Here is a 21,056-nt window from a genome sequence, read left to right as displayed (position 1 = left end):
CTACTCTTCCAGTTCGCGCTCGATCGGCGTTCCGGCGCCTACGACCGCATCGGGTTCGAAGATCGGCAGCACCGCGACATAGCCGGCCGCCGCGGGATCGCTGACGATCCGGGCGAGCGCGCCATCGTCGGTTATCTCAGTCGCGATCGCGACCGCGACGCCGGGCTGGTAATAGCCGCCGGCACCGCTCGTCACGAACAGATCGCCGGGTTTGAGCGGATTGAGCCCGAGATTGATCAGCCGGATTCGGATCAGCCCGTCCCCGCGGCCTTCGGCGAAGGCGACCACCTCGTCCTCGGCACGGCGCACCGGCAGCACGCTCTCGGGATCGGTCAGCAGAAGCACGCGGGAACTGTGATTGCCGACCTCGAGTATCCGGCCGATCACCCCGCGCGGGCTGCGCACCGGCATGCCGACCGCGACGCCATCGGCGCGTCCGGCGCCGAGATAGGCGAAGCGGCGCGAACTCGCCGCGCTCGCGCCGACCAGCCTGGCGACCGCGACCGGCTTGACCTCCTCGTCCTGGAGCCCGAGCAGAGCCTTGAGCCTGAGATTTTCCTGTTTGACCGCGGCGCCTTCGGCGAGCCGGATCCGCGCCAGTTCCATCTCGCGTTTGAGCGCCGCGTTCTGCGATCCCGCGCGATAGTACCCGCGCACCGCGTCGATGAAGCCCTTGCTCTCGGTCCGCGCCGCGGCGACCGGCTGCGTCACCGGCGTGGCCGCATCGTTGGCGGTGCCGCGCAGGGTCGAGAGGAAACCGGGCTGCCACAGCGACAGGCCGAGCAGCACCGCACCGACGAGCGCACCCAGGCCAGCGGCGATATAGCCGGTGAATAGGCTGTATTGCGCTTTACGCGAATAGCTCGAGCGCCGGTGTCCTGTCGGCGCCATGCGGCCGTCTTCCCCCTGGTTTTACGCGGTCATCAAGACGCCGCGATAGCGCTCGTCTTCCATCGCCCGGCCGGTGCCGACCGCGACGCAGGTGAGCGGATCCTCGGCGATGGTGACCGGAAGCCCGGTTTCCTCGCGCAGATATTGGTCGAGACCATGGATCAGCGCGCCGCCACCGGTGAGCACGATGCCCTGATCGACGATATCGGCGGCGAGTTCGGGCGCGGTGTTCTCCAGCGCGATCCGGACGCCTTCGACGATCGCCCCGATCGGTTCGCTCAGCGCCTCGGCGATATGGCCCTGGTTGATGGTGATTTCCTTGGGCACGCCATTGACCAGATCGCGGCCCTTGATGGTGATCGCCTCGCCGATGCCGTCTTCGGGAGCGACGGCGATGCCATAATCCTTCTTGATCCGCTCGGCGGTGGATTCGCCGATCAGCAGATTGTGGTGGCGGCGGACGTAGGAGACGATCGCCTCGTCCATCTTGTCGCCGCCGGTGCGCACCGAGGTGGTGTAGGCCAGACCGCGCAGGCTGAGCACCGCGACCTCGGTGGTCCCGCCGCCGATATCGACCACCATCGAGCCGACCGGCTCGGTCACCGGCATGTCGGCGCCGATCGCGGCGGCCATGGGTTCGAGGATCAGATAGACCTGGCTGGCACCGGCGTTGCTGGCGGCGTCGCGGATCGCGCGGCGCTCGACGCTGGTCGAACCCGAGGGAACGCAGATGGTGATCTCGGGGTAGCGCATCAGGCTCTTGCGGCCGTGCACCTTGCGGATGAAATGCTTGATCATCTCTTCGGCGATTTCGATGTCGGCGATCACCCCGTCGCGCAGCGGCCGGATCGCCTCGATGGAATCGGGGGTCTTGCCCATCATCAGCTTGGCGTCGTCGCCGACCGCCTTGACCCGCTTGGTGCCGTTGATCGTCTCGATGGCGACCACCGACGGCTCGTTGAGGACGATGCCCTGACCTTCGAGATAGACCAGCGTATTGGCCGTACCGAGATCGATCGCCATGTTCTGCGAGCCGAATTTGAAGAGGTTGTTCCAGAAACCCATTACTAGCCGATTCCGATTTTCGATAAGGGCCTTACGTGCCGTGCTTGCGACCGTTCCGACCCGATTGTGACAGCGGAGTCGCTCCCTTAGCGAAGGGTCCGGGCAATTGCCAAAACATTCGGGAAGGATTCGCGGGGAAATGTGCGCGTTCCGGCTCGAATTCCGGGCGGTTCGCAGCTAGGCCCCTGCATCAGCCATGCCGACCATCCGCCGCCTCCCCGAACACCTCGTCAACCGCATCGCCGCGGGCGAGGTCGTCGAGCGCCCCGCCGCCGCGCTCAAGGAGCTGGTGGAGAACGCCGTGGACGCCGGCGCGACGCGGATCGCGATCCGGCTGGTCGAGGGCGGTCTCGGGTCGTTCGAGGTGACCGACGACGGTTGCGCGATGACGCCTGAGGAGATGACGCTGGCGCTGGAGCGCCACGCCACCTCGAAGCTGCCCGATGAGGCGATCGAGCAGGTCGCCACGCTCGGGTTTCGTGGCGAGGCGCTGCCCTCGATCGCCAGCGTCGCGCGGTTTACATTGGAAAGCCGCCCGCACGGCGCGGCGCAGGGCTGGAAGCGGGTGGTGGATCACGGCGCGCTGGTGTCCGAAGGCCCCGCAGCGCTCCCGCCGGGGACGCGGGTGCGGGTCGAACAGGTGTTCGCGCGGATCCCGGCGCGGCGCAAATTCCTGCGCACGCCGCGCAGCGAATACGCCGCCAGTCTCGATGTCGTCCGCCGGCTGGCGATGGCGCGCCCCGATATCGGCTTCACGCTCGACCATGGCGAGCGCCGCGTGCTCGGGTTGCAGCCGGGCGAGGCGCTCGCCGATCGGGTCGCGCAGATCGTCGGGCGCGAATTGAAGGACAATGGCGTTGCGATCGAACTCGAACGCGACGCGATCCGACTGACCGGGATCGCCGGCCTGCCGACCTACAACCGCGGGATCGCCGATCACCAATATCTGTTCGTCAACGGTCGCCCGGTGAAGGATCGCCTGCTCGCGGGTGCGGTGCGCGGGGCCTATTCCGACATGCTCGCGCGCGACCGCCATGCGGTGCTGGCGCTGTTTCTCACCCTCCCGCCCGGGGATGTCGACGTCAACGTCCACCCGGCGAAGACCGAGGTCCGGTTCCGCGATGCGCAGGCCGTGCGCGGCTTCATCGTCTCAGGGCTTCGGCGGGCGCTGGCGACCGGCGACCGCCGCAGCGCGCAATCGCCCGATGCCGCGGCGATGGAGCGCTGGCAGCGTGAACGCGACGAGCCCTCGCCGGCGCTGCGCTCGATCTTCGAGGGGCGGGACTGGTCGCGCCCTTCCGCAAGCGTCGCGGAGGGCGCGGCAAGCCCGTGGCGCAGCGCCGATCCGCAATCCATGGCCGAACCTCAGGGCAGGGCGGAGCCGGCCGCGCCGCTGGCGCCGGAAGAACGCGCCTATCCGCTCGGCATCGCGCGCGGGCAGGTCGCGAACACCTATATCGTCGCCGAGGCCGAGGACGGGCTGGTGCTGGTCGACCAGCACGCCGCCCACGAACGGCTGGTGCTCGAACGGCTGCGCGCCGCCGGAGCGGGCGAGGCCGCCGCGCGCAGCCAGGCGCTGCTGATGCCCGACGTGGTCGAACTGGAAGAACCCGCCTGCGACCGGCTCGAGGAGGCGGCAGAGCGGCTCGTGCAGCTGGGCCTCGCGATCGAACGCTTCGGCCCCACCGCGATGCTGGTCCGCGCGCTGCCGCATTCGCTGCGCAACGGCGACCCCGAAAAGCTGCTGCGCGACATCGACGACGATCTGGTCAAGCACGGCCAGGACGAGGACAAGGGCGCGCTGCTGCTGAGCGAGAAGCTCGAACTGGTGCTCGCCACCATGGCCTGCCACGGCTCGGTCCGCGCCGGCCGCGTGCTCAGCGTCGCCGAGATGAACGCGCTCCTGCGCGAAATGGAAGCGACCCCGCGCTCGGGCCAGTGCAACCACGGACGTCCGACCTGGGTGAAGCTGTCGATGGAAGACGTCGAGAAGCTGTTCGGGCGGCATTAGATCGGGTTAGGCCCGCGATTGTCGGCTAAGGATGGCGCTCCTAAAAGCCGGACGGCCGGCGGACGACCAATTGCAGACATTCGCTCAACGAACGACTTCCCTGCGGTCTCCCAGAAGTAGTATGCACGGGAAGCTCCACAATCAGGTATGAAGGATGACAATGGGTAAGCTGCTCATCAACGCGGTGCTGGCTCTCGTTGCCGGTTGCAGCACTGTTCCAGCACCGCCAGAACCCACGCCCGTGATGGTGATCGCGGCCATCCATTCGGCGCACAAAGAGCATCCTCGCTATTCCTATGACGATCTGTTTGACGCCGTCAGCAGCTTCTCGCCGGACGTCGTCGCAGTCGAGATCCGGCAGGAAGACCTGGGCGAAGACGCAGACTACCTGGAGCGCAACTATCCGTTCGAGATGGTGGAACTTGCTCGTCGCTATAGCCCCCGGGTTCGCGGCATCGATTGGCTGGGCGAGGAGCTCGAAGGCCGGCGCGTGCCTGAGAGGTGGTGGCAGGACAGGAGCTGGGTCAAGCGCCTTGAGCGAGAGCGGAGCGAGGATCTTTCTGCTGGAACGCCAAGAGCCGACGCGCTTCAGAAACAGCAGAGAAGTATCCGGGAGGTCGCATCGGCAGCTTCGCTCAACGATGGCCGCTACGACTCGATATCCCGGGCCTACTACCGAGTGCTCGCCGAAGAGTTGGCGGGAACAAGCTACGCGCGGCTCGTGGCGTTCTATGCAGAGCGAGATCGGAGAATTGCAAGGAGCGTGCGTCAAGTCGTGGAGAACAATCCGGGGCGGCGCATTGCATTCGTGGTAGGTGCCGATCATCGAGCATCGGTCGTCGATGAACTGGCGCGCCTGCCATCGCAAAGCCTGCTTGTTGTCCCGGTTCGGTAAGAAGTCTGCCAAGGATGCGTGAGCTGACACCCAGAAGCGCCGGACCGAACCCCATCGATCCACCCCTCAAGCAGCACAGCAGCAGACGAGCAACTGGTCGTGACGACTGCGCATTTCGTCGAAGAAGTGGCCAGCGATTTTCGAACTTCAGCCAAGGGCCGAAAATGCTTCGCATCATCCTCATCGCTCTTGCTGCCTTGGCCTCATTCCCTCTCGCCGCTGAAGAGCTGATTGTCCGTGGCGACCGCCTCTTCGTCCCCGTCGAGGTCCAGGGAGAGCCTGCAGAGGCGTTGCTCGACAGCGGAGCTGAACTGACTTTGCTGGACCGCCGGTTCGCAGATCAGCTCGGAGTTCAAGAAGGCAAACAGGTTGAGGCTCGTGGAACGGGAGCAGGGACAACCAGTGCGGAACTCGTCGAGAACGTCGACATCAGCGCCTTGGGACGCGATTTCACCCTGCCTGTCGTAGCCGTGATCGATCTTTCGGACGTGGCTGCCAGACTGATCGGCCAGCCGCTACCTGTGATCCTGGGCCGCGAGATCTTCGATGCGGGCAAACTCGCCATCGACATCGATGCAGGCACGATTGCCTTTGTTGCAGAGCAGGAACTCCCAGGAGGCCTTCGCCTGCCTCTGACGGCCGCTCACGGGATTGAGACTGTCCCCGTTCTCTTCGGTGACATGGAAGTCAGTGCAGACTTCGACCTCGGCAATGGCTCAGGCCTCTTGCTATCCTCCGAGCTCGCCAGCCAGCTCAAGCTGGAGCCGGTCGGCATCGAGCCAGCAGGTGGAATCGGCGGTGCGGCAGCGCGCCCTGTGGTTTATGTTCGGGAGCTGACCCTCGCTGGTCGCCTCTTCAGAAACATTCGTGCGCACGTTCTCGAGAACCTCCAGGTTCCGGCAAACGTCGGGGTGGGGATATTAAGACGATTTCGTATCGTCACTGATTTCCCGAACAGGGAAATCTTCCTGGATCCGACCAGCTAGTTCAGCCCAGCACGAACTGCGCGGATTGGTCGACGGTGGTCGAACGTCAGCTGTCCACTCCAATATCCGATTTGTCCGGTGCAGTTCCCACATCCCGCGAGCTGACCTTGACGGCCATCGCGAAACGGTCAACCGGACGGGGAGCTCAACATGCCAAAGTTGGGTGAATCGGTCGATGGACGACCTTGAAGAGCTGTGTGGGAGACATTGGAATGCGGTTTTTGCTGGTCCTCTCGCTGCTGGCTCTGGCCGGATGCGGAGAGGAGGTCTCGCCCGAGGAACGGGCGCGGCGCGATGCGGAGGCTGTCGCGGCGGTTCGGGCGACACAGGTCACGCCGGCTGTGCCGGTGAGCCTCCAGCCGATCGGTTTCTCCGATATCGAAGGCCAAGGGGCGATCGGGCTCGGTTGCAGCTTCGTGGCCGATGACGACCGCGTCGGCGGGGAAACGGGCGAGGGTGAGGCGCTGGCGATCGCCATGGGCGATGCCGCTTTCGTCAAGCGCAGCGGCGAGGTCTTGCGGCTGGCGCCCGATCCCGGCAGCCCGGAAAACCCGCTCGGGACGCGAGCGAAATACGACGGGCGCGAATTCAGCCTGGAGCTCGACCTGCAGGACGGCGAGGGCGAGCAGATCGGGATGGAGACGATGGGCTACGACGCGCACCTGACGCTGACCGACGGGCGCGACCGGGTGGTCTATCGCGCCGAGGGCATCGCCGAGTGCGGAGCCTGAATTAGCGCCTCAGTCCTCGATAGGGACTTCGGGATCGCGGACCTGCATCAGCCCGTTCGAGACCATCTCCAGCACCAGCTCGTCGTTCTGGTTGAAGGTGCGCGAGCGGGTCTTGAAGAGCCCCATCTCGGGGCGTGAGCGGCTGCGGCGCTTCTCCAGCACTTCGGTCTCGCAGCGCAAAGTGTCGCCGGGATAGACCGGCTTGCGCCACATCAGCTGGTCGACCCCGGGCGAACCCAGCCCGGCGCGCTGGATCACCGACATGTTCTCGACCAGCATCCGCATGGTCATTGCGCAGGTGTGCCAGCCGCTCGCCGAAATGCGCCCGAAATGGGTCTGCGCCGCGGCCTCGTCGCTGAGGTGGAAGGGCTGGGGGTCGTATTTCCGCGCGAACTCCAGCACTTCCTCGCGGGTGACTTCATAATGGCCGAAGGAATCCTTCGTGCCGATCTCGATATCTTCGAAGTAGAGCATGGCCCCGGCATCGCGCAAAGCGGCGGGCGAAGCAATATCCAACCGCTTCGCCCGCCGTTCGCCTTTGCCTATCCCCGCCGGATCAGGTGCGGAACTTGGGAACCCCGGCGCTGCTGTCGAGCTCGGGAATGATCCGGTAGCGCGCCAGCACGAGGCTGAAGAGCCCGAACAGCAGCAGCCCGATCGCGGTGAGGGTGAAGACGAAGCCTTCACCCGCCAGGCTCGCCAGCGCATCGCCGAGCGATTTGACCTGATTGGCTCCTGCGGACAGGAAGCCCGCCCGGAACAACGACCAGCCGATGACTGCATAGACTACGCCGCGCGCGACGAAGCCGATACCGCCGAGCCAGCGGGTCGCATCGGGCGCCTGCGGGCTGACCCGGTGCATGAATTCGCCCGAGACGCCCTTCTTGACCTGAAAAGCGGCGACCACGAAAAAGATCAGCCCGAGTATGCCGAGCACCGTGCCGCCGAAATCCACCGAGAGCACGCCGGACGCCGCTTGCTGTGCGCCGTCTCCGCCGCCGCCGGTGCTGTTGGCGAATTCATAAGCCGAATAGGCCAGCGCGAGGTGACCGATCCCGCTGCCGCCGTGGCCGATCCGCTTGGCCCAGCCTTTCTTGTCGGAACCGTTGTTCTCGATGTCGAAGAACAGCGAGCAGAAGCGGAACAGCGCATAGGCGGTCAGGCCCACCACCATGATCCACAGGATCACCGTCCCGGCGGGATAATCCTCGACCGCGCGGAACACGCCATTGGTGCCTTCGGCGATCCGGCCGGCGCTGGTCAGCGCGATCAGGCCCAGCACGGCATAGAGGATGGCGCGGCTGAAATAGCCCACCCGTACCAACCAATTGAACTTCTCGGATTTGTCGACCACGATATGGCTCTCCCCTTGATCTATGTGAGCCCAACTATCGCGATCGCAAATGGTGCCTAGACGTTGAACTTGAACATCAGCACGTCGCCATCCTGGACGAGATATTCCTTGCCCTCCTGGCGCAGCTTGCCCGCCTCGCGCGCGCCGCTCTCGCCTTTCAGCGCGATATAGTCATCGAAACCGATGGTCTCGGCGCGGATGAAGCCCTTCTCGAAATCGGTGTGGATCTCGCCCGCCGCCTGAGGAGCCTTGGCGCCGCGCGGGAAAGTCCAGGCACGGGTTTCCTTGGGGCCGGCGGTGAAGAAGGTGTTGAGCGCGAGCAGGTCGTAGCCCGCGCGGATGACCTTGCTCAGCCCGCTTTCGTCCAGCCCGAGTTCGGCGAGATATTCGCGGCGTTCGTCCTGCTCCATGCCCACCAGCTCGGATTCGATCGCGGCGGAGACCACCACCGACTGCGCGCCCTCTCGCGCGGCCTTGGCGGCGACCGCCTCGGACAGCGCATTGCCGGTCGCGGCGTCTTCCTCGGCGACGTTGCAGACGTAGAGCACCGGCTTGGCGCTGAGCAATTGCGCCTGCGCGAACACCCGCGCCTCTTCCTCGTCCCTGGGCTGGGTCAACCGCGCGGGCTTGCCCTCGCGCAGCAGTTCGAGCGCCTGGCCGAGGACGCTCGCCATGATCTTGGCTTCCTTGTCCCCGCCGGTGGCGCGCTTCTGCGCATTGGGAACGCGCTTCTCGAGGCTTTCGAGGTCCGACAGCAACAGCTCGGTCTCGACCACTTCGGCATCCGAGATCGGATCGACCTTGTTGGCGACGTGCTGGATGTCGTCATCCTCGAAGCAGCGCAGCACATGGACCACCGCATCGACCTCGCGGATATTGCCGAGGAACTGGTTGCCCAGACCTTCGCCCTTGCTCGCGCCCTTCACCAGACCGGCGATATCGACGAAGCCGAGCTGCGTCGGGATCACCTTGGCCGAGCCGGCGATCGCGGCGATCCGGTCGAGACGCGCATCGGGGACGGCGACCTGACCGACATTGGGCTCGATCGTGCAGAAGGGATAGTTCGCGGCCTGCGCGGCCTGCGTCTCGGTCAATGCATTGAAAAGGGTGGACTTGCCGACATTGGGCAAGCCGACGATCCCGCAACGGAAACCCATCGAAAACTCCAGATAGAAAGCAGGCCGCGGCCCTAGCCGCAGTCTGGGGCGAATGCCAGCGCGCTAGTTGTGGACCGCGCGCATCACCGGGCCGAGCTGAGGCGAGCGGCCCAGCCATTCGAGCTGGGTGCGCGCGGTCACCTCGTTGATCGCGGTCTGCGGGATCGCTCCGCCGCTGACCGGAACGCGCAGCGGACGGGTGCCCTGGGGCAGGGCGATGGTGCGGGCGATGGCGCGCGGCACGTCCATCGGATCGGCGGAGCGACCCGAGCCGTCCTCGGTCCCCATCCGCGCCACGACCTCGGGATAGCCTTGCGCGTGCTCGGGGGCGATCCGTTCCTTCAGCGAGCCGGTATAGATGTTGCGGTTGACCCAGACCTCGGTCGGGTAGCCGCCGGGCTCGATGATGGTCACCTCGATATTGTGCGGCACCAGCTCGTAGGCGAGCTGCTCGCCCATCGCCTCCAATGCGAACTTGGTCGCCGAATAATGCCCGCCATAGGGCACGATCACGCGCCCCAGCTGGCTCGAGATCTGGAAGATCTGCCCGCCGCCCTTCGCGCGCATCCCCGGCAGCACCGCGCGCGCCATCCGGTGGGCGCCGAAGACATTGGTGTCGAAGGCCAGCTTCGTCGCTTCCATGTCCTGCACCTCGACCGGGCCGGAAATCCCGATCCCGGCATTGTTGACAAGCACGTCGATCGGACCGCCGTTGATCCGTGTCGCCTCGGCGACGCCGCGTTCGACCTGTTCGTCCGAAAGGACGTCGATCTCGATCACATGGATGTCGAGATCGTCGCTGGTCGCGAGGCGGCGCAGTTCCTCGGCTTCGGGGCGGGGAATGTTGCGCATGGTGGCGAACACCCGCGCGCCGGCGCGGGCGTAATGCTCGGCGCCGAGCCGTCCGAAGCCCGAGGAGGTTCCGGTGATGAGGATCGCCTTGCCCGCGAGATCGGGCGCGGCGGCGACCCTATCGGTCTGCGCGCGGGAGGCGGTGGCGGCGAGAACGGTGGTGGCGGCGGCGCCGGCGAGCAGCGAACGGCGGGTCAGATCGGGCATGCGAATCTCCTCTGTCTCGGGAAGAACCTAGCACATCATTCCTGCATCCTCAGCGCGACATCGTTCATGAAGCGGACGTCGTCGCCTTTCGCGAGCCATTCCGCCTCCGCGCCGATCGCGCCGAGCATGGCGATCAGATCGTCGCGCTCGGCCTTGGCGTAATCGCCGAGTACATGGCCGTGGACGCGATCCTTGTGCCCGGGATGGCCGATGCCGATCCGCACCCGGCGAAACTCGGGTCCGCAATGCTGGTCGATGCTGCGCAGGCCATTGTGCCCGGCATGACCGCCGCCCTGCTTCACCTTGATCTTGAAGGGTGCCAGATCGAGCTCGTCGTGGAACACGGTCAGCGCGTCGGTGCCCAGCTTGTAGAAGCGCAGCGCCTCGCCTACCGCGCGGCCGCTCTCGTTCATGAAGGTGGCGGGTTTGAGCAGCAGCACCTTCTCGGTGCCGATCCGCCCTTCCTGGACCCAGCCGCTGAACTTCTTCTGCACCGGTCCGAAATCGTGCATGTCGGCGATCACGTCGCAGGCCATGAAGCCGACATTGTGCCGCTGCATGGTGTATTTGGGTCCGGGATTGCCGAGGCCTGTCCAGATTTGCATGGCGAGCGCTTAGTGGAGGCTCACCGCCCCGTCACCCCCGTATGCGGTCCTGCGCGTAGGCCAGGCGCACACAGCAAAACACCGGACTTCTCGCGAAGCCCGGTGCCTTGATATCGGGTAAGGAGAAAGAGCGCTTATTCGCTCTTGTCTTCCTGCTCCTGAGCGGCGTCGTCGTCGGGACCCTGTTCGGTCGCGGCGGTTTCGCCCGGCTCCATGCCTTCGCCGGTCTGGTCTTCGCCGGCTTCACCCTCGGCGCGCTTGAGCGCGGACGGAGCGACCAGCGTGGCGATGGTGAAGTCGCGATCGGTGATGGCGCTTGCGCTGCCCTCGGGAAGCGTGACTTCGCTGATGTGAATCGAATCGCCGACTTCCTTGCCGGTGACGTCGATCACGATCTCGCTGGGGATGCGGTCGTTGTCGCAGACCAGCTCGAGCTCGTGACGGACCACATTCAAGACGCCGCCCTTCTTGAGACCGGGCGAGGCTTCCTCGTTGGCGAAGACCACGGGGACCTGAACGTCGATCTTGCCGCCCTTGACCATGCGCAGGAAATCGGCGTGGATCGGCCGGTCCTTGACCGGGTCGAGCGCGACATCCTTGGGCAGGGTGCGCAGCTTCGTGCCGCCCAGTTCGATCTCGACGATCGAGTTCATGAAGTGACCGGTCATCAATTGCTTGACCAGTTCCTTCTCCTCGATGTGGATCATCACGGGTTCTTCCTTGCCGCCATAGATCACGGCGGGGACACGGCCATCGCGACGCAGTGCACGGGAGGCTCCCTTGCCAGCCCGTTCGCGCGTCTCGGCCGGCAGGGTCAGAGCATCGCTCATGAGTACTTACCTTTCGAATGCTTGTGGTTGTCGTCCGGTCCGCCACGCCTCCAGGGATGACCATGACGCCGGACCGCGGGCCATTAGCAGGTAGTCCCGAAAAGACAAGGGCGGCGGGGGCGGCGCAGCTCGGCTTGGGAGCGTTACTGGATCCGTCGCACCGTATAGCCGCGCGCTTCCATCAGCGCGGGCAGGCCGTCGGCGCCGAACATATGCGCCGCGCCCACCGCCACGAAGGGCTTCGCGCGCGCCGAGAGCAGGTTTTCGAGTTGCGCCGCCCAGGCGCGGTTGCGCCCCGCGAGCAGCGCTTCGTAGAGCTCCGGGTCGGCGAGGATGCCTTCGCCGGTCAGCTCGCTCAATTGCTCGGCATCGCCCGCCTGCCAGACCCGCGCGAGCTTGCCGATGTCGCGCTCGTAATCCTCGGTCTCGCCGATCACCGCGTTGAGCAGGTCGCGCTGCTCGGTCTCGGGCAGGTCGTCGAAGATCCGCAATTGCGTCTCGGCGCCCTCGAACTCGACGATCTCGCGACCGGCGAAATCGCGGATCAGCGCGCGATCGACCCCATTCTCTGCTTTCGCCTGCTGCGCCACCTGCGCCAGCGTCAGCGCCGCCGCCCAGGTTTCCATCGCGTCGAAATGGCTGCGCCGGACCTTGGCGGTGGTCAGCAGCTCCTGATATTGCTCAGCCAGCGCCGGATCGACCCGCGCGGCGAGCGGGCCGGGCGGCCCGGAGGCCCCCGACGAACCGTCGAAGGCGAGCCGGGTAAACAATTCGCCAAGCTTCACGCCGTCGTCGAGCGCGGCGACCTCGACGGCCAGCACATCGGCCGCCGCGACCGCCTCGTCGAGCACCGCCGAGCGCCATTGCACTCCGTCGGGGAGCGCGTGGATGGTGCCGAACAGCCAGCCCTCGATCTCGCCCTCGGCGTTGGTGAGTTCCCATAGGACGGGGTAGCTCGCGGGCTCGGACGCCGGTTCGCCGGGCCGATCGGAGCAGCCCGCCAGCAGCAGCGCGCCCAGCAGGCCCGTGAGCGATAGCCGCAGGTTCACTGGACCCGCGTCGCGGTCAGCCCGCGTTCGGCGAGATAATCCTGCACGCTGTTGGTGCCCGCGAGGTGTCCCGCGCCGACCGCCATGAACACCGTCCCGGGCGTGTCGAGCCGCTGCTCGATCCAGTCGGTCCAATTGCGGTTGCGGCTGTAGAGCAGCGCCTCGGCGAGCACCGGATCGGCCAGGTTCGCGTTCATCAGCTCGCCCAGCTGATCGGTGTCGCCTTCGACCCATTCGGTCAGCAGCTGGTTCATCATGGGCACCACCTCGTCGATCATGTCGGTCGTGGCGATGAGAAAATCCACCTGCGACTGGCGCGGCAGGGAGTCGAGCACGCCGAGCTGGAAATCGGCGGTCTCGAGCGCATCTCGCGTGACCGTGGCGGGGGCGCGTCCCTCGACGACTTTTTCCACCCCGCTTCCGGGCGTATAGCCCGCCTTGAGCAGCGGCAGCATCGCGAGATTGACTCCGGCGAACCACGGCTCGAAGCGGTCGAACGCGCCCACCGGCAGGTCGAGCGAGGTCATCGCCGCCTCGTAGCTGGCGCGCTGCTCGGGATCGAGCTGGTCGCGCAGGCTCTCGTCGGCGGGAAGCATCGCCAGCCCCATGATGGTCTGTTGCAGCGCCGGATCCTGCTCGAACCCGCTGGGCACTTCGGTCACCAGCGTGCCTGAGGATTCGAGCGCACTGGCGATCGGTCCACGAAACCAGTCGATATTCTCGGGCAGCGCGTGGACGGTGCCAAACAGATAGATCGTGGTGTCCTCGTCGGCGACCTTCCACAGCGCCGGGCCCGCAGGCTCGAACGCCGGCTCGACCGCCAACTCGACCGCCGATTCGACGACGGGTGCTGCTACGGGCTCGGCCGCCGCGATGGGCGCGGCATCCTCGGCAACGGTGGTGCAGGCCTGGAGGGTGACGAGCAGGGTGCCGGCGGTGAGCGCGGCGGCGAAACGGGTTCTGGTCTGGGACATGGTTTGGTTCTCTACAGCATAAGTCTGCAAATTCGCCCCCGAAATGACGCCCCGAAATGAGGCCCCGAAATAGGGAGGGCCGTGCCAGTCCCGGCTTGCGGCGCGCGATATGCGAGTTCGCGCGCTCTTGCGCCCCACACGGCATTGACGCTCCGGAGGCCATAAGCCAAAGCCCGCCGCCATGGACCGCAATCCGAGCCGATCTTTCCAGGACATGATCCTCAGCCTGCATGATTTCTGGGCCGCGCAGGGGTGCCTGATCCTGCAACCCTACGACATGCGGATGGGGGCGGGCACCTTCCACACCGCAACCACCTTGCGCGCGCTGGGGCCGGAACCCTGGAACGCCGCCTTCGTCCAGCCCTGCCGCCGCCCCACGGATGGCCGCTATGGCGAGAACCCCAACCGGCTGCAGCATTACTACCAGTATCAGGTGATCCTCAAACCCAGCCCGCCCGACATCCAGGACCTCTATCTGGAATCGCTGCGGGTGATCGGCATCGATCCGCTCAAGCACGACATCCGCTTCGTCGAGGACGATTGGGAATCGCCCACGCTGGGCGCCTGGGGGCTGGGCTGGGAGGTCTGGTGCGACGGAATGGAGGTGACCCAGTTCACCTATTTCCAGCAGATGGGCGGGTTCGACTGCAAGCCGGTCGCGGGGGAGCTGACCTACGGGCTAGAACGCCTGGCGATGTATATTCAGGGCGTCGACAACGTCTACGATCTCGATTTCAACGGCCGCGGCGTGACTTACGGACAGGTGTTCCTCGAAAACGAGAAGCAGATGTCGAAATGGAATTTCGAGGTGGCGGACACCGCCGCGCTGTTCGATCTGTTCGCCAAGGCCGAGGCAGAATGCCGCAATGCGCTGGAAAATCAGGTGCCTATTGCCGCTTATGAACAGGCGGTCGAGGCCAGCCACATCTTCAACCTGCTGCAGGCGCGCGGCGTGATCAGCGTCCAGGAACGCGCCAGCTACATGGGCAGGGTCCGCGATCTGGCGCGCGGCGCCTGCGAGAATTACGCCGAGGCGATGGCGCCGCAATGGGCGGATAAATATCCGGAGTGGTCGCTGTGAGTCCCCTCATTCGTCATTGCGAGCGGAGCGAAGCAATCCATGGACCTGCGCCTCGGATTGCCGGATGGCCCTCCGGGCCGTCTTCGACTCCGCCTTCGGCTCCTCGCAATGACGAGGTGGTGGACGCAGCCCCGGCAGCCCCCGTCATCCCAGCGAAAGCTGGGATAGCCTTCGGCTTCGCGCCCGATCTGCGACAGATCCCAGCTTTCGCTGGGATGACGGGGAACTTCGCTGGGATGACGGAGAAAGCCCGTGCCTGACTTCCTTCTCGAACTGCGCTCCGAGGAAATCCCCGCGCGGATGCAGGCTGGCGCGCGCAGCGAACTCGAGAAGCTGTTCCGCCGCGAGATGGACGCCGCCGGGATCACGCCCGGCGCCATCACCGTCTGGTCCACCCCGCGCCGCCTCGCGCTGATCGCGCGCGACCTGCCGCAAGCGACGCAGGCGGTCAGCGAGGAAGCCAAGGGCCCGCCCGAGGGCGCGCCCGATGCCGCGCTCGACGGGTTCTGCCGCAAGAACGACGTCACCCGCGACCAGCTGACCTTGCGCGACGTCAAGGGCCGCAACACCTGGTTCGCGGTGATCGAGAAACCCGGCCGCGCGACCGCCGACCTGCTCGCGCAGGCGATCCCCGCGATCGTCCGCGATTTTTCCTGGCCCAAATCGATGCGCTGGGGCGCCGCCTCGATCGGCACCGAATCCCTGCGCTGGGTGCGCCCGCTGTCGGGAATCGTGGCGCTGCTGGGCGAGGAACTGATCGAATGCGAGGTGCATGGCGTCACCTCGGGCTGGGTCACGCTCGGCCACCGCTTCCACCATGCGGGCGACATCACCATCGGCAGTGCGGACGATTACGCCGAGAAGCTGCGCGCCTGCCATGTGATCGTCGATCACGAGGAACGCGCCGCACTGATCCGCAAGGGTGCGCAGGAGGTCGCCGAAAAGGCCGGTCTCGAGCTCGTCGAGGACGAGGGGCTGGTGGTGGAGAACGCCGGTCTCACCGAATGGCCCGTCCCGCTGCTCGGCCGCTTCGAGGAGGCGTTTCTCGAAGTCCCGCCCGAAGTGATCCAGCTCACCGCGCGGGTGAACCAGAAGTATTTCGTCTGCAATTCACCCCTCCCGCTTGCGGGAGGGGTAGGGGGTGGGCCCGATGCAACGCCCGACTTGCCCACCCCCCAACCCCCTCCCGCAGGCGGGAGGGGGAGTCTCGCCAACGCCTTCGTCTGCACCGCCAATATCGCGGCGGAAGACGGCGGCGCGCGGGTGGTCGACGGCAATCGCAAGGTCCTCGCCGCGCGGCTGTCCGATGCGCGGTTCTTCTGGGATGTCGATCGCAAGAGGACGCTGGCGCAGCACGCCGAGGGGCTCGAGCGGATCACCTTCCACGAGAAGCTGGGCACCGTCGCCGACAAGGTCGAGCGCGTGGCGAAGCTGGCGCGCTGGCTGGTGGAAGAGGGGGTCGTTAAACCGCACTCCGTCACCCCACACCCCGTCATCCCGCACCCCGTCACCCCGGCGAAGGCCGGGGTCCATGCTTCCGACAGCGCTGATGGCACGATGGATTCCGGCCTTCGCCGGAATGACGAGGATGTGGCGGAGCTCGCCGATCTCGCCGAACAGGCCGCGCTTCTGTGCAAGGCCGATCTGGTCACCGAGATGGTCGGCGAATTCCCCGAATTGCAGGGGCTTATGGGCGGCTATTACGCCCGCGCCGAGGGCCTGCCGGACGCAGTCGCCGACGCGATCCGCGACCATTACAAGCCGGTCGGGCAGGGCGACGAAGTCCCCACCGCGCCGGTGACGGTGGCGGTGAGTTTGGCAGACAAGCTGGATACGTTGGTCGGGTTTTTCGCGATCAGTGAAAAACCCACGGGTTCAAAGGATCCCTTCGCTTTACGCCGTGCCGCCCTCGGGATTATCCGTCTCTTACAAGCTGGTCAGATTTCGGCAGGCGTCCTCAGACTCGTTCGCGAGAGTTACGCGCAGTTCGCCTATGATGGAGATCGTAAATGGTATCTCTACAAAGTAATCGCTGACGGTGGTTTTGGGGGTATCGCTGCACTTCGTGAACGCCTCCCGTCGATGGTCGATGATGACCTCTGGCTTTTTGATCTACCCGCTGATCACGAGGGTTTTCAACCTCCATACGACGAAGAGCAGTTGGTGGCGTACTCCGAAGCTCGGTTCGCTGCCTCGTCAGCTTGCGCAGCAGACCTCCTCGACTTCTTCGCCGACCGCCTGAAGGTCCAGGAGCGTGAGGCCGGTGTCCGGCACGATCTCGTCGATGCGGTGTTCTCCCTTGGAGGCGAAGACGATCTTGTCCGCCTGCTGGCAAGGGTGAAGGCATTGCAGAACTACGTCGAAACCGCCGAGGGCGCCAATCTGCTGGCCGCCTACAAGCGCGCCGCCAATATCCTCAAGAAGGAGGACTGGCACGGCTGCGAGGGCGAGATCGCCCGCACCGGCGAGGAGGACCCGCTGGCGCTGGTCGACGATCCCGATCTCAAAGCGGTGATCGACGCCAAGATGGCCGAGCGGCACCAGAAAGAACTTTCCTACACCCCCGAACCGGCGGAAAAGACGCTGATCGAGGCGCTGGACCAAGCCGAGCCCAAAGCCGCCGCGGCGATCGAGGGCGAAGACTTCGAAACCGCCATGGCCGCGCTCGCCAGTCTGCGCGCCCCGATCGATCGGTTTTTCGAGGAGGTGACGGTCAATGATGCAGACGAGGACAAGCGCGCCGCCCGGCTCGATCTGCTGGCCCGTTTCCGCGCCGCGGTACACAAGGCCGCAGATTTCGCGCGGATCGAGGGGTGATCGCCACCCCCCTTACCCCCGATCTGTCACCCTGGAGGCGTAAATTCGCGATAACGCCTTGAATTTAATGGGTTCGCCAAACCGGATCAGGGTGACACCGCTGTAACCCGGTGTCACCCTTCGAACGTCACCCGAACAGGAGTTCACATGCCGCAATCGGTCTTTCACTTCGGCGGCGACGCCAGCCATTCCGACCCGCGCCAGAAGGACAAGAAGGTCACCGGCGGCAAGGGCGCCAATCTGGCGGTGATGGCCGAGATCGGGCTGCCGGTGCCCCCGGGCTTCACCATCGCGACCGAGGAATGCCTAACCTATCTCGCGGGCGGCGCCGATTTTCCGCAAGCCCTGCGCGATCAGGTCGCCGAGGCGCTGCGCCATGTCGAGCGCACCGTGGGCAAGGTGCTGGGCGACCCTGAGGATCCGCTGCTGGTCTCGGTCCGCTCGGGCGCGGCGATCTCGATGCCGGGGATGATGGACACCGTGCTCAACCTCGGGCTCAACGACGCAACGGTCGAAGGCCTCGCGCGCACCAGCGGCGATCCGCGCTTCGCCTGGGACAGCTACCGCCGCTTCGTCCAGATGTATTCCGACGTCGTGCTCGGCGTCGATCACGGATTGTTCGAGGAAGCGCTCGAGATCGTGAAGGAAGACACCGGCTTCTATTCCGACACCGAGCTCGAGGCCGAGCACTGGCAGAAGCTGGTCGCCGAATACAAGGCCATCGTCGAGCGCGAGCTTGGGCAGCCGTTCCCGCAGGATGCCCAGGCGCAGCTGTGGGGCGCGATCGCGGCGGTGTTCGACAGCTGGGACACCGAGCGCGCCAAGATCTACCGCCGCCTCAACGATATCCCCCACGACATGGGCACTGCGGTCAACGTCCAGGCGATGGTGTTCGGCAATATGGGCGACACCAGCGCCACCGGCGTCGCCTTCACCCGCGATCCCTCGACCGGCGAGAAAGCCCATTACGGCGAATGGCTGGTCAATGCGCAGGGCGAGGACGTGGTCGCGGGCATCCGAACCCCGCAATATCTCACGCGAGCCCGCCGCGAGGCGGCAGGCGCCGACAAGCCCAGCATGGAAGAGGCGATGCCCGAGGCCTATGCCGAGCTCGCCCGCGTGTTCGACCTGCTCGAGGCGCATTATTCCGACATGCAGGATATCGAGTTCACCGTGCAGCAGGGCAAGCTGTGGCTGCTGCAGACCCGCAATGGCAAGCGCACGGCCAAGGCCGCGCTCAAGATGGCGGTGGACATGGTCGGGGAAGGCCTGATCGACCGCAAGCAGGCGATCCTGCGGATCGATCCCATGGCGCTCGACCAGCTGCTCCACCCCACGCTCGATCCGCAAGCGAAGCGCGACGTGATGACCACCGGCCTGCCGGCCTCGCCGGGCGCCGCCTCGGGCAAGATCGTGCTCGACGCCGAGACCGCCGAAAGCTGGGCGCAGCGCGGCGAGAAGGTGATCCTGGTCCGGGTCGAGACCAGCCCCGAGGACATCCACGGCATGCACGCCGCCACCGGCATCCTCACCGCGCGCGGCGGGATGACCAGCCACGCCGCGGTGGTCGCGCGCGGGATGGGACGCCCCTGTGTTTCGGGGGCGTCGCAGGTCTCGATTTCGCGGGACGCGCGCACCCTGCGGATCGGCGATCGCGAGCTGAAGGAGGGCGATGTCATCACGCTCGACGGCAGCAACGGCCAGGTCATGGCGGGCGAGGTCGCGACCATCGAGCCCGAGCTCGCCGGCGATTTCGGCACGCTGATGGAATGGGCCGACGAGCACCGAAGGATGCGGATCCGCACCAATGCCGAGACCGAGCAGGATTGCCGGATGGCGCGCCAGTTCGGCGCCGAGGGCATCGGGTTGTGCCGCACCGAACACATGTTCTTCGACGCAGGCCGGATCAGCGCGGTGCGCCAGATGATCCTCGCCGAGGACGAGAAGGGCCGCCGCGCCGCGCTCGACAAGCTGCTCCCCGAGCAGCGCGCCGATTTCCACGCGATCTTCACGGTCATGGTCGGGCTGCCCTGCACGATCCGCCTGCTCGACCCGCCGCTGCACGAATTCCTCCCCAACGAGGAGGCCGAGTTCGCCGAGCTCGCCGATGCCACCGGGCTGGGGGTCGATCATCTGCGCCGCCGCGCCGCCGAGCTGCACGAGTTCAACCCCATGCTCGGCCATCGCGGCTGCCGTTTGGGAATCACCTATCCCGAGATCTACGAGATGCAGGCGCGCGCCATCTTCGAAGCGGTCTGCGACGTGGCGAAGGAAAGCGGCGAGGCACCGCTGCCCGAGATCATGATTCCGCTGGTCGCCACCAGGCGCGAGCTGGAAATCCTCCGCGCGCTGGTCGATCGCGTGGCGGAAGAAGTGTTCGAAAGAGCCGGACGCCGGGTGGACTATCTGGTCGGCACGATGATCGAGCTGCCGCGCGCCGCGCTGATGGCGGGGCAGATCGCGCAGCACGCCGATTTCTTCAGCTTCGGGACCAACGACCTCACCCAGACGACGCTTGGGGTCAGCCGCGACGACAGCGCGCGGTTCCTCGGCCCCTATGTCGATCGCGGCATCTTCCCGCGCGATCCCTTCGTCAGCCTCGATATCGAAGGCGTGGGCGAGCTGGTGTCGATGGCGGTGGAACGCGGCCGGGAAACCCGCGGCGACATCAAGCTGGGGATCTGCGGCGAACACGGCGGCGACCCCGCCTCGATCGGCTTTTGCGAGGAGGTCGGGCTGGATTATGTCTCGGCCTCGCCCTACCGCGTGCCGATCGCCCGTCTGGCGGCGGCGCAGGCGAGCTTACGCTAGGCTTTCCAACCGGTTAGGGTGAGAATCTCGAATTTCTCGACCACTCGACCCTGTTCGTCGGCGTGGTCGAGAAATGCCGCGCGGACTCGCTCCAGCGCCGCGCGGCCCAGCGGCGGGGCGACCCGCGCGAGCTGGTTGCCCAGCGCCTGATCGCGCAGGTCCGCGACGAGCCGGTCGAGCGAGCGATAGGCGACCGAAAGCTCGCGCGAATCGACCACGAAGCGCCGGAACCCCGCGCGTTCGAGCAGCGCGGTCGCGGCGCGGTTGTCCACCAGCGGATGCATCCGCGGCGCGGGCCGCTCGGGCTCGGCGGCGATCATCGCGCGACGCAGGTTCGCGAGGCTCCCGGCCCCGACGAGGCTCGCCATCGCGACGCCGCCCTCGGCCAGCGCGCAGCGCATGTGGAGCAGCGCGGCCGGCAGGTCGTTGACCGTTGCCAGCGTCTCGAAACTGGCGATGAAATCATAGGGACGGCCGGGGAAGGGAAGCTCCTCGTCGAAATCCCCGGGCGCGGCACGGGTGACCTCTTTCAGCCCCGGCAAGCCTCCACCCAGCGAACCCATCAGCAGGGCACGCTCGGGCGCCAACTGCATGAAACCGATTCGCTCGGCGAAGTCCTCCGCCATATCCTCGATCACGAAACGCGCTGCCCCCTCGCGCCTTTGCCGGCGCTCCGCGCGATGCCACGAAGCCTCCCGGCGAGCGGGGGAGAAGATGCGGGGCGGGGCGGGTGAGGACAT

General features: G+C 66.2%; 18 protein-coding genes. 7 read left to right on the top strand and 11 right to left on the bottom strand.

The window, feature by feature from the left end; translation table 11 throughout:
- Both Q9K01_RS06625 and Q9K01_RS06620 read right to left on the bottom strand, forming a co-directional pair.
- Entirely contained in the window at positions 1-891 is an 891-nt protein-coding gene (locus Q9K01_RS06625; RefSeq protein ID WP_305929430.1) for a rod shape-determining protein MreC, read from the bottom strand.
- A gap of 21 nt (positions 892-912) precedes the next feature.
- Entirely contained in the window at positions 913-1,956 is a 1,044-nt protein-coding gene (locus Q9K01_RS06620) for a rod shape-determining protein (protein ID WP_305929429.1), read from the bottom strand.
- A gap of 196 nt (positions 1,957-2,152) precedes the next feature.
- On the opposite strand from Q9K01_RS06620, the gene mutL reads away from it, so the two are divergent.
- The 4 genes from mutL to Q9K01_RS06600 all read left to right on the top strand — a co-directional run bounded on the left by mutL (position 2,153) and on the right by Q9K01_RS06600 (position 6,579).
- On the top strand, positions 2,153-3,967 hold the full coding sequence (gene mutL / locus Q9K01_RS06615) for a DNA mismatch repair endonuclease MutL (protein ID WP_305929428.1): 1,815 nt from the start codon (positions 2,153-2,155) through the stop codon (positions 3,965-3,967).
- Between the two features lie 160 nt (positions 3,968-4,127).
- Positions 4,128-4,862, top strand: coding sequence for a hypothetical protein (locus Q9K01_RS06610; RefSeq protein ID WP_305929427.1), 735 nt, complete (start codon positions 4,128-4,130; stop codon positions 4,860-4,862).
- A gap of 164 nt (positions 4,863-5,026) precedes the next feature.
- Positions 5,027-5,848, top strand: a complete 822-nt coding sequence (locus Q9K01_RS06605; RefSeq protein ID WP_305929426.1) for a retropepsin-like aspartic protease — start codon at positions 5,027-5,029, stop codon at positions 5,846-5,848.
- A 212-nt stretch (positions 5,849-6,060) separates the two neighbouring features.
- Positions 6,061-6,579 carry a hypothetical protein gene (locus tag Q9K01_RS06600; protein ID WP_305929425.1) on the top strand — a complete coding sequence of 173 codons (519 nt, stop codon included), beginning with the start codon at positions 6,061-6,063 and terminating at the stop codon, positions 6,577-6,579.
- A 9-nt stretch (positions 6,580-6,588) separates the two neighbouring features.
- Here the strand turns inward: Q9K01_RS06600 and Q9K01_RS06595 are convergent, their stop codons facing one another.
- The 8 genes from Q9K01_RS06595 to Q9K01_RS06560 all read right to left on the bottom strand — a co-directional run bounded on the left by Q9K01_RS06595 (position 6,589) and on the right by Q9K01_RS06560 (position 13,607).
- Positions 6,589-7,053: a MaoC family dehydratase gene (locus tag Q9K01_RS06595; protein ID WP_305929424.1), complete on the bottom strand. Its 465-nt coding sequence runs from the start codon at positions 7,051-7,053 to the stop codon at positions 6,589-6,591.
- Positions 7,054-7,135: 82 nt separating this feature from the next.
- The gene (locus Q9K01_RS06590; RefSeq protein ID WP_305929423.1) at positions 7,136-7,933 is read right to left on the bottom strand and encodes a DUF1206 domain-containing protein; all 798 of its coding nucleotides are present in this window, start codon (positions 7,931-7,933) and stop codon (positions 7,136-7,138) included.
- 56 nt (positions 7,934-7,989) lie between these two features.
- Positions 7,990-9,090: a redox-regulated ATPase YchF gene (ychF, locus tag Q9K01_RS06585; RefSeq protein WP_305929422.1), complete on the bottom strand. Its 1,101-nt coding sequence runs from the start codon at positions 9,088-9,090 to the stop codon at positions 7,990-7,992.
- 63 nt (positions 9,091-9,153) lie between these two features.
- Positions 9,154-10,149, bottom strand: a complete 996-nt coding sequence (locus Q9K01_RS06580) for an SDR family oxidoreductase (protein WP_305929421.1) — start codon at positions 10,147-10,149, stop codon at positions 9,154-9,156.
- A gap of 35 nt (positions 10,150-10,184) precedes the next feature.
- Complete coding sequence (gene pth, locus Q9K01_RS06575) at positions 10,185-10,754, bottom strand: aminoacyl-tRNA hydrolase (protein ID WP_305929420.1); 570 nt, start codon at positions 10,752-10,754, stop codon at positions 10,185-10,187.
- 134 nt (positions 10,755-10,888) lie between these two features.
- Positions 10,889-11,584 carry a 50S ribosomal protein L25/general stress protein Ctc gene (locus Q9K01_RS06570; RefSeq protein WP_305929419.1) on the bottom strand — a complete coding sequence of 232 codons (696 nt, stop codon included), beginning with the start codon at positions 11,582-11,584 and terminating at the stop codon, positions 10,889-10,891.
- A gap of 143 nt (positions 11,585-11,727) precedes the next feature.
- Complete coding sequence (locus tag Q9K01_RS06565) at positions 11,728-12,633, bottom strand: TraB/GumN family protein (RefSeq protein ID WP_305929418.1); 906 nt, start codon at positions 12,631-12,633, stop codon at positions 11,728-11,730.
- Positions 12,630-13,607 carry a TraB/GumN family protein gene (locus tag Q9K01_RS06560; RefSeq protein ID WP_305929417.1) on the bottom strand — a complete coding sequence of 326 codons (978 nt, stop codon included), beginning with the start codon at positions 13,605-13,607 and terminating at the stop codon, positions 12,630-12,632. Before Q9K01_RS06560 ends, Q9K01_RS06565 begins: the two co-directional genes overlap by 4 nt.
- Before the next feature lie 181 nt (positions 13,608-13,788).
- Here Q9K01_RS06560 and Q9K01_RS06555 point away from each other — a divergent pair, with 181 nt between their 5' ends.
- The 3 genes from Q9K01_RS06555 (at position 13,789) to ppdK (ending at position 20,316) form a co-directional block, all read left to right on the top strand.
- The gene (locus tag Q9K01_RS06555) at positions 13,789-14,688 is read left to right on the top strand and encodes a glycine--tRNA ligase subunit alpha (RefSeq protein ID WP_305929416.1); all 900 of its coding nucleotides are present in this window, start codon (positions 13,789-13,791) and stop codon (positions 14,686-14,688) included.
- Positions 14,689-14,940: 252 nt separating this feature from the next.
- Positions 14,941-17,505, top strand: a complete 2,565-nt coding sequence (gene glyS / locus Q9K01_RS06550; protein ID WP_305929415.1) for a glycine--tRNA ligase subunit beta — start codon at positions 14,941-14,943, stop codon at positions 17,503-17,505.
- 147 nt (positions 17,506-17,652) lie between these two features.
- Complete coding sequence (gene ppdK / locus Q9K01_RS06545; protein ID WP_305929414.1) at positions 17,653-20,316, top strand: pyruvate, phosphate dikinase; 2,664 nt, start codon at positions 17,653-17,655, stop codon at positions 20,314-20,316.
- On the opposite strand, the gene Q9K01_RS06540 is transcribed toward ppdK, so the two are convergent.
- Positions 20,313-21,056 (bottom strand): methyltransferase domain-containing protein, encoded by a 744-nt coding sequence (locus Q9K01_RS06540; protein ID WP_305929413.1) that lies wholly within the window; start codon positions 21,054-21,056, stop codon positions 20,313-20,315. The two genes, ppdK and Q9K01_RS06540, sit on opposite strands and share 4 nt — an antisense overlap.

Source organism: Qipengyuania benthica (assembly GCF_030717865.1).
In the GTDB taxonomy this organism is placed as follows: domain Bacteria; phylum Pseudomonadota; class Alphaproteobacteria; order Sphingomonadales; family Sphingomonadaceae; genus Qipengyuania; species Qipengyuania benthica.
The sequence above is the reverse complement of the archived record's forward strand: the minus strand, read 5'-3'. Positions and strand labels throughout refer to the sequence as shown.

Bases quoted from the DNA above. Each gene is read 5' to 3' on its own strand.
- Q9K01_RS06625 (WP_305929430.1), bottom strand. From the start codon at position 891: ATGGCGCCGACAGGACACCGGCGCTCGAGCTATTCGCGTAAAGCGCAA.
- Q9K01_RS06620 (WP_305929429.1), bottom strand. From the start codon at position 1,956: ATGGGTTTCTGGAACAACCTCTTCAAATTCGGCTCGCAGAACATGGCG.
- mutL (WP_305929428.1), top strand. From the start codon at position 2,153: ATGCCGACCATCCGCCGCCTCCCCGAACACCTCGTCAACCGCATCGCC.
- Q9K01_RS06610 (WP_305929427.1), top strand. From the start codon at position 4,128: ATGGGTAAGCTGCTCATCAACGCGGTGCTGGCTCTCGTTGCCGGTTGC.
- Q9K01_RS06605 (WP_305929426.1), top strand. From the start codon at position 5,027: ATGCTTCGCATCATCCTCATCGCTCTTGCTGCCTTGGCCTCATTCCCT.
- Q9K01_RS06600 (WP_305929425.1), top strand. From the start codon at position 6,061: ATGCGGTTTTTGCTGGTCCTCTCGCTGCTGGCTCTGGCCGGATGCGGA.
- Q9K01_RS06595 (WP_305929424.1), bottom strand. From the start codon at position 7,053: ATGCTCTACTTCGAAGATATCGAGATCGGCACGAAGGATTCCTTCGGC.
- ychF (WP_305929422.1), bottom strand. From the start codon at position 9,090: ATGGGTTTCCGTTGCGGGATCGTCGGCTTGCCCAATGTCGGCAAGTCC.
- Q9K01_RS06580 (WP_305929421.1), bottom strand. From the start codon at position 10,149: ATGCCCGATCTGACCCGCCGTTCGCTGCTCGCCGGCGCCGCCGCCACC.
- pth (WP_305929420.1), bottom strand. From the start codon at position 10,754: ATGCAAATCTGGACAGGCCTCGGCAATCCCGGACCCAAATACACCATG.
- Q9K01_RS06570 (WP_305929419.1), bottom strand. From the start codon at position 11,584: ATGAGCGATGCTCTGACCCTGCCGGCCGAGACGCGCGAACGGGCTGGC.
- Q9K01_RS06560 (WP_305929417.1), bottom strand. From the start codon at position 13,607: ATGTCCCAGACCAGAACCCGTTTCGCCGCCGCGCTCACCGCCGGCACC.
- Q9K01_RS06555 (WP_305929416.1), top strand. From the start codon at position 13,789: ATGGACCGCAATCCGAGCCGATCTTTCCAGGACATGATCCTCAGCCTG.
- ppdK (WP_305929414.1), top strand. From the start codon at position 17,653: ATGCCGCAATCGGTCTTTCACTTCGGCGGCGACGCCAGCCATTCCGAC.
- Q9K01_RS06540 (WP_305929413.1), bottom strand. From the start codon at position 21,056: ATGTCCTCACCCGCCCCGCCCCGCATCTTCTCCCCCGCTCGCCGGGAG.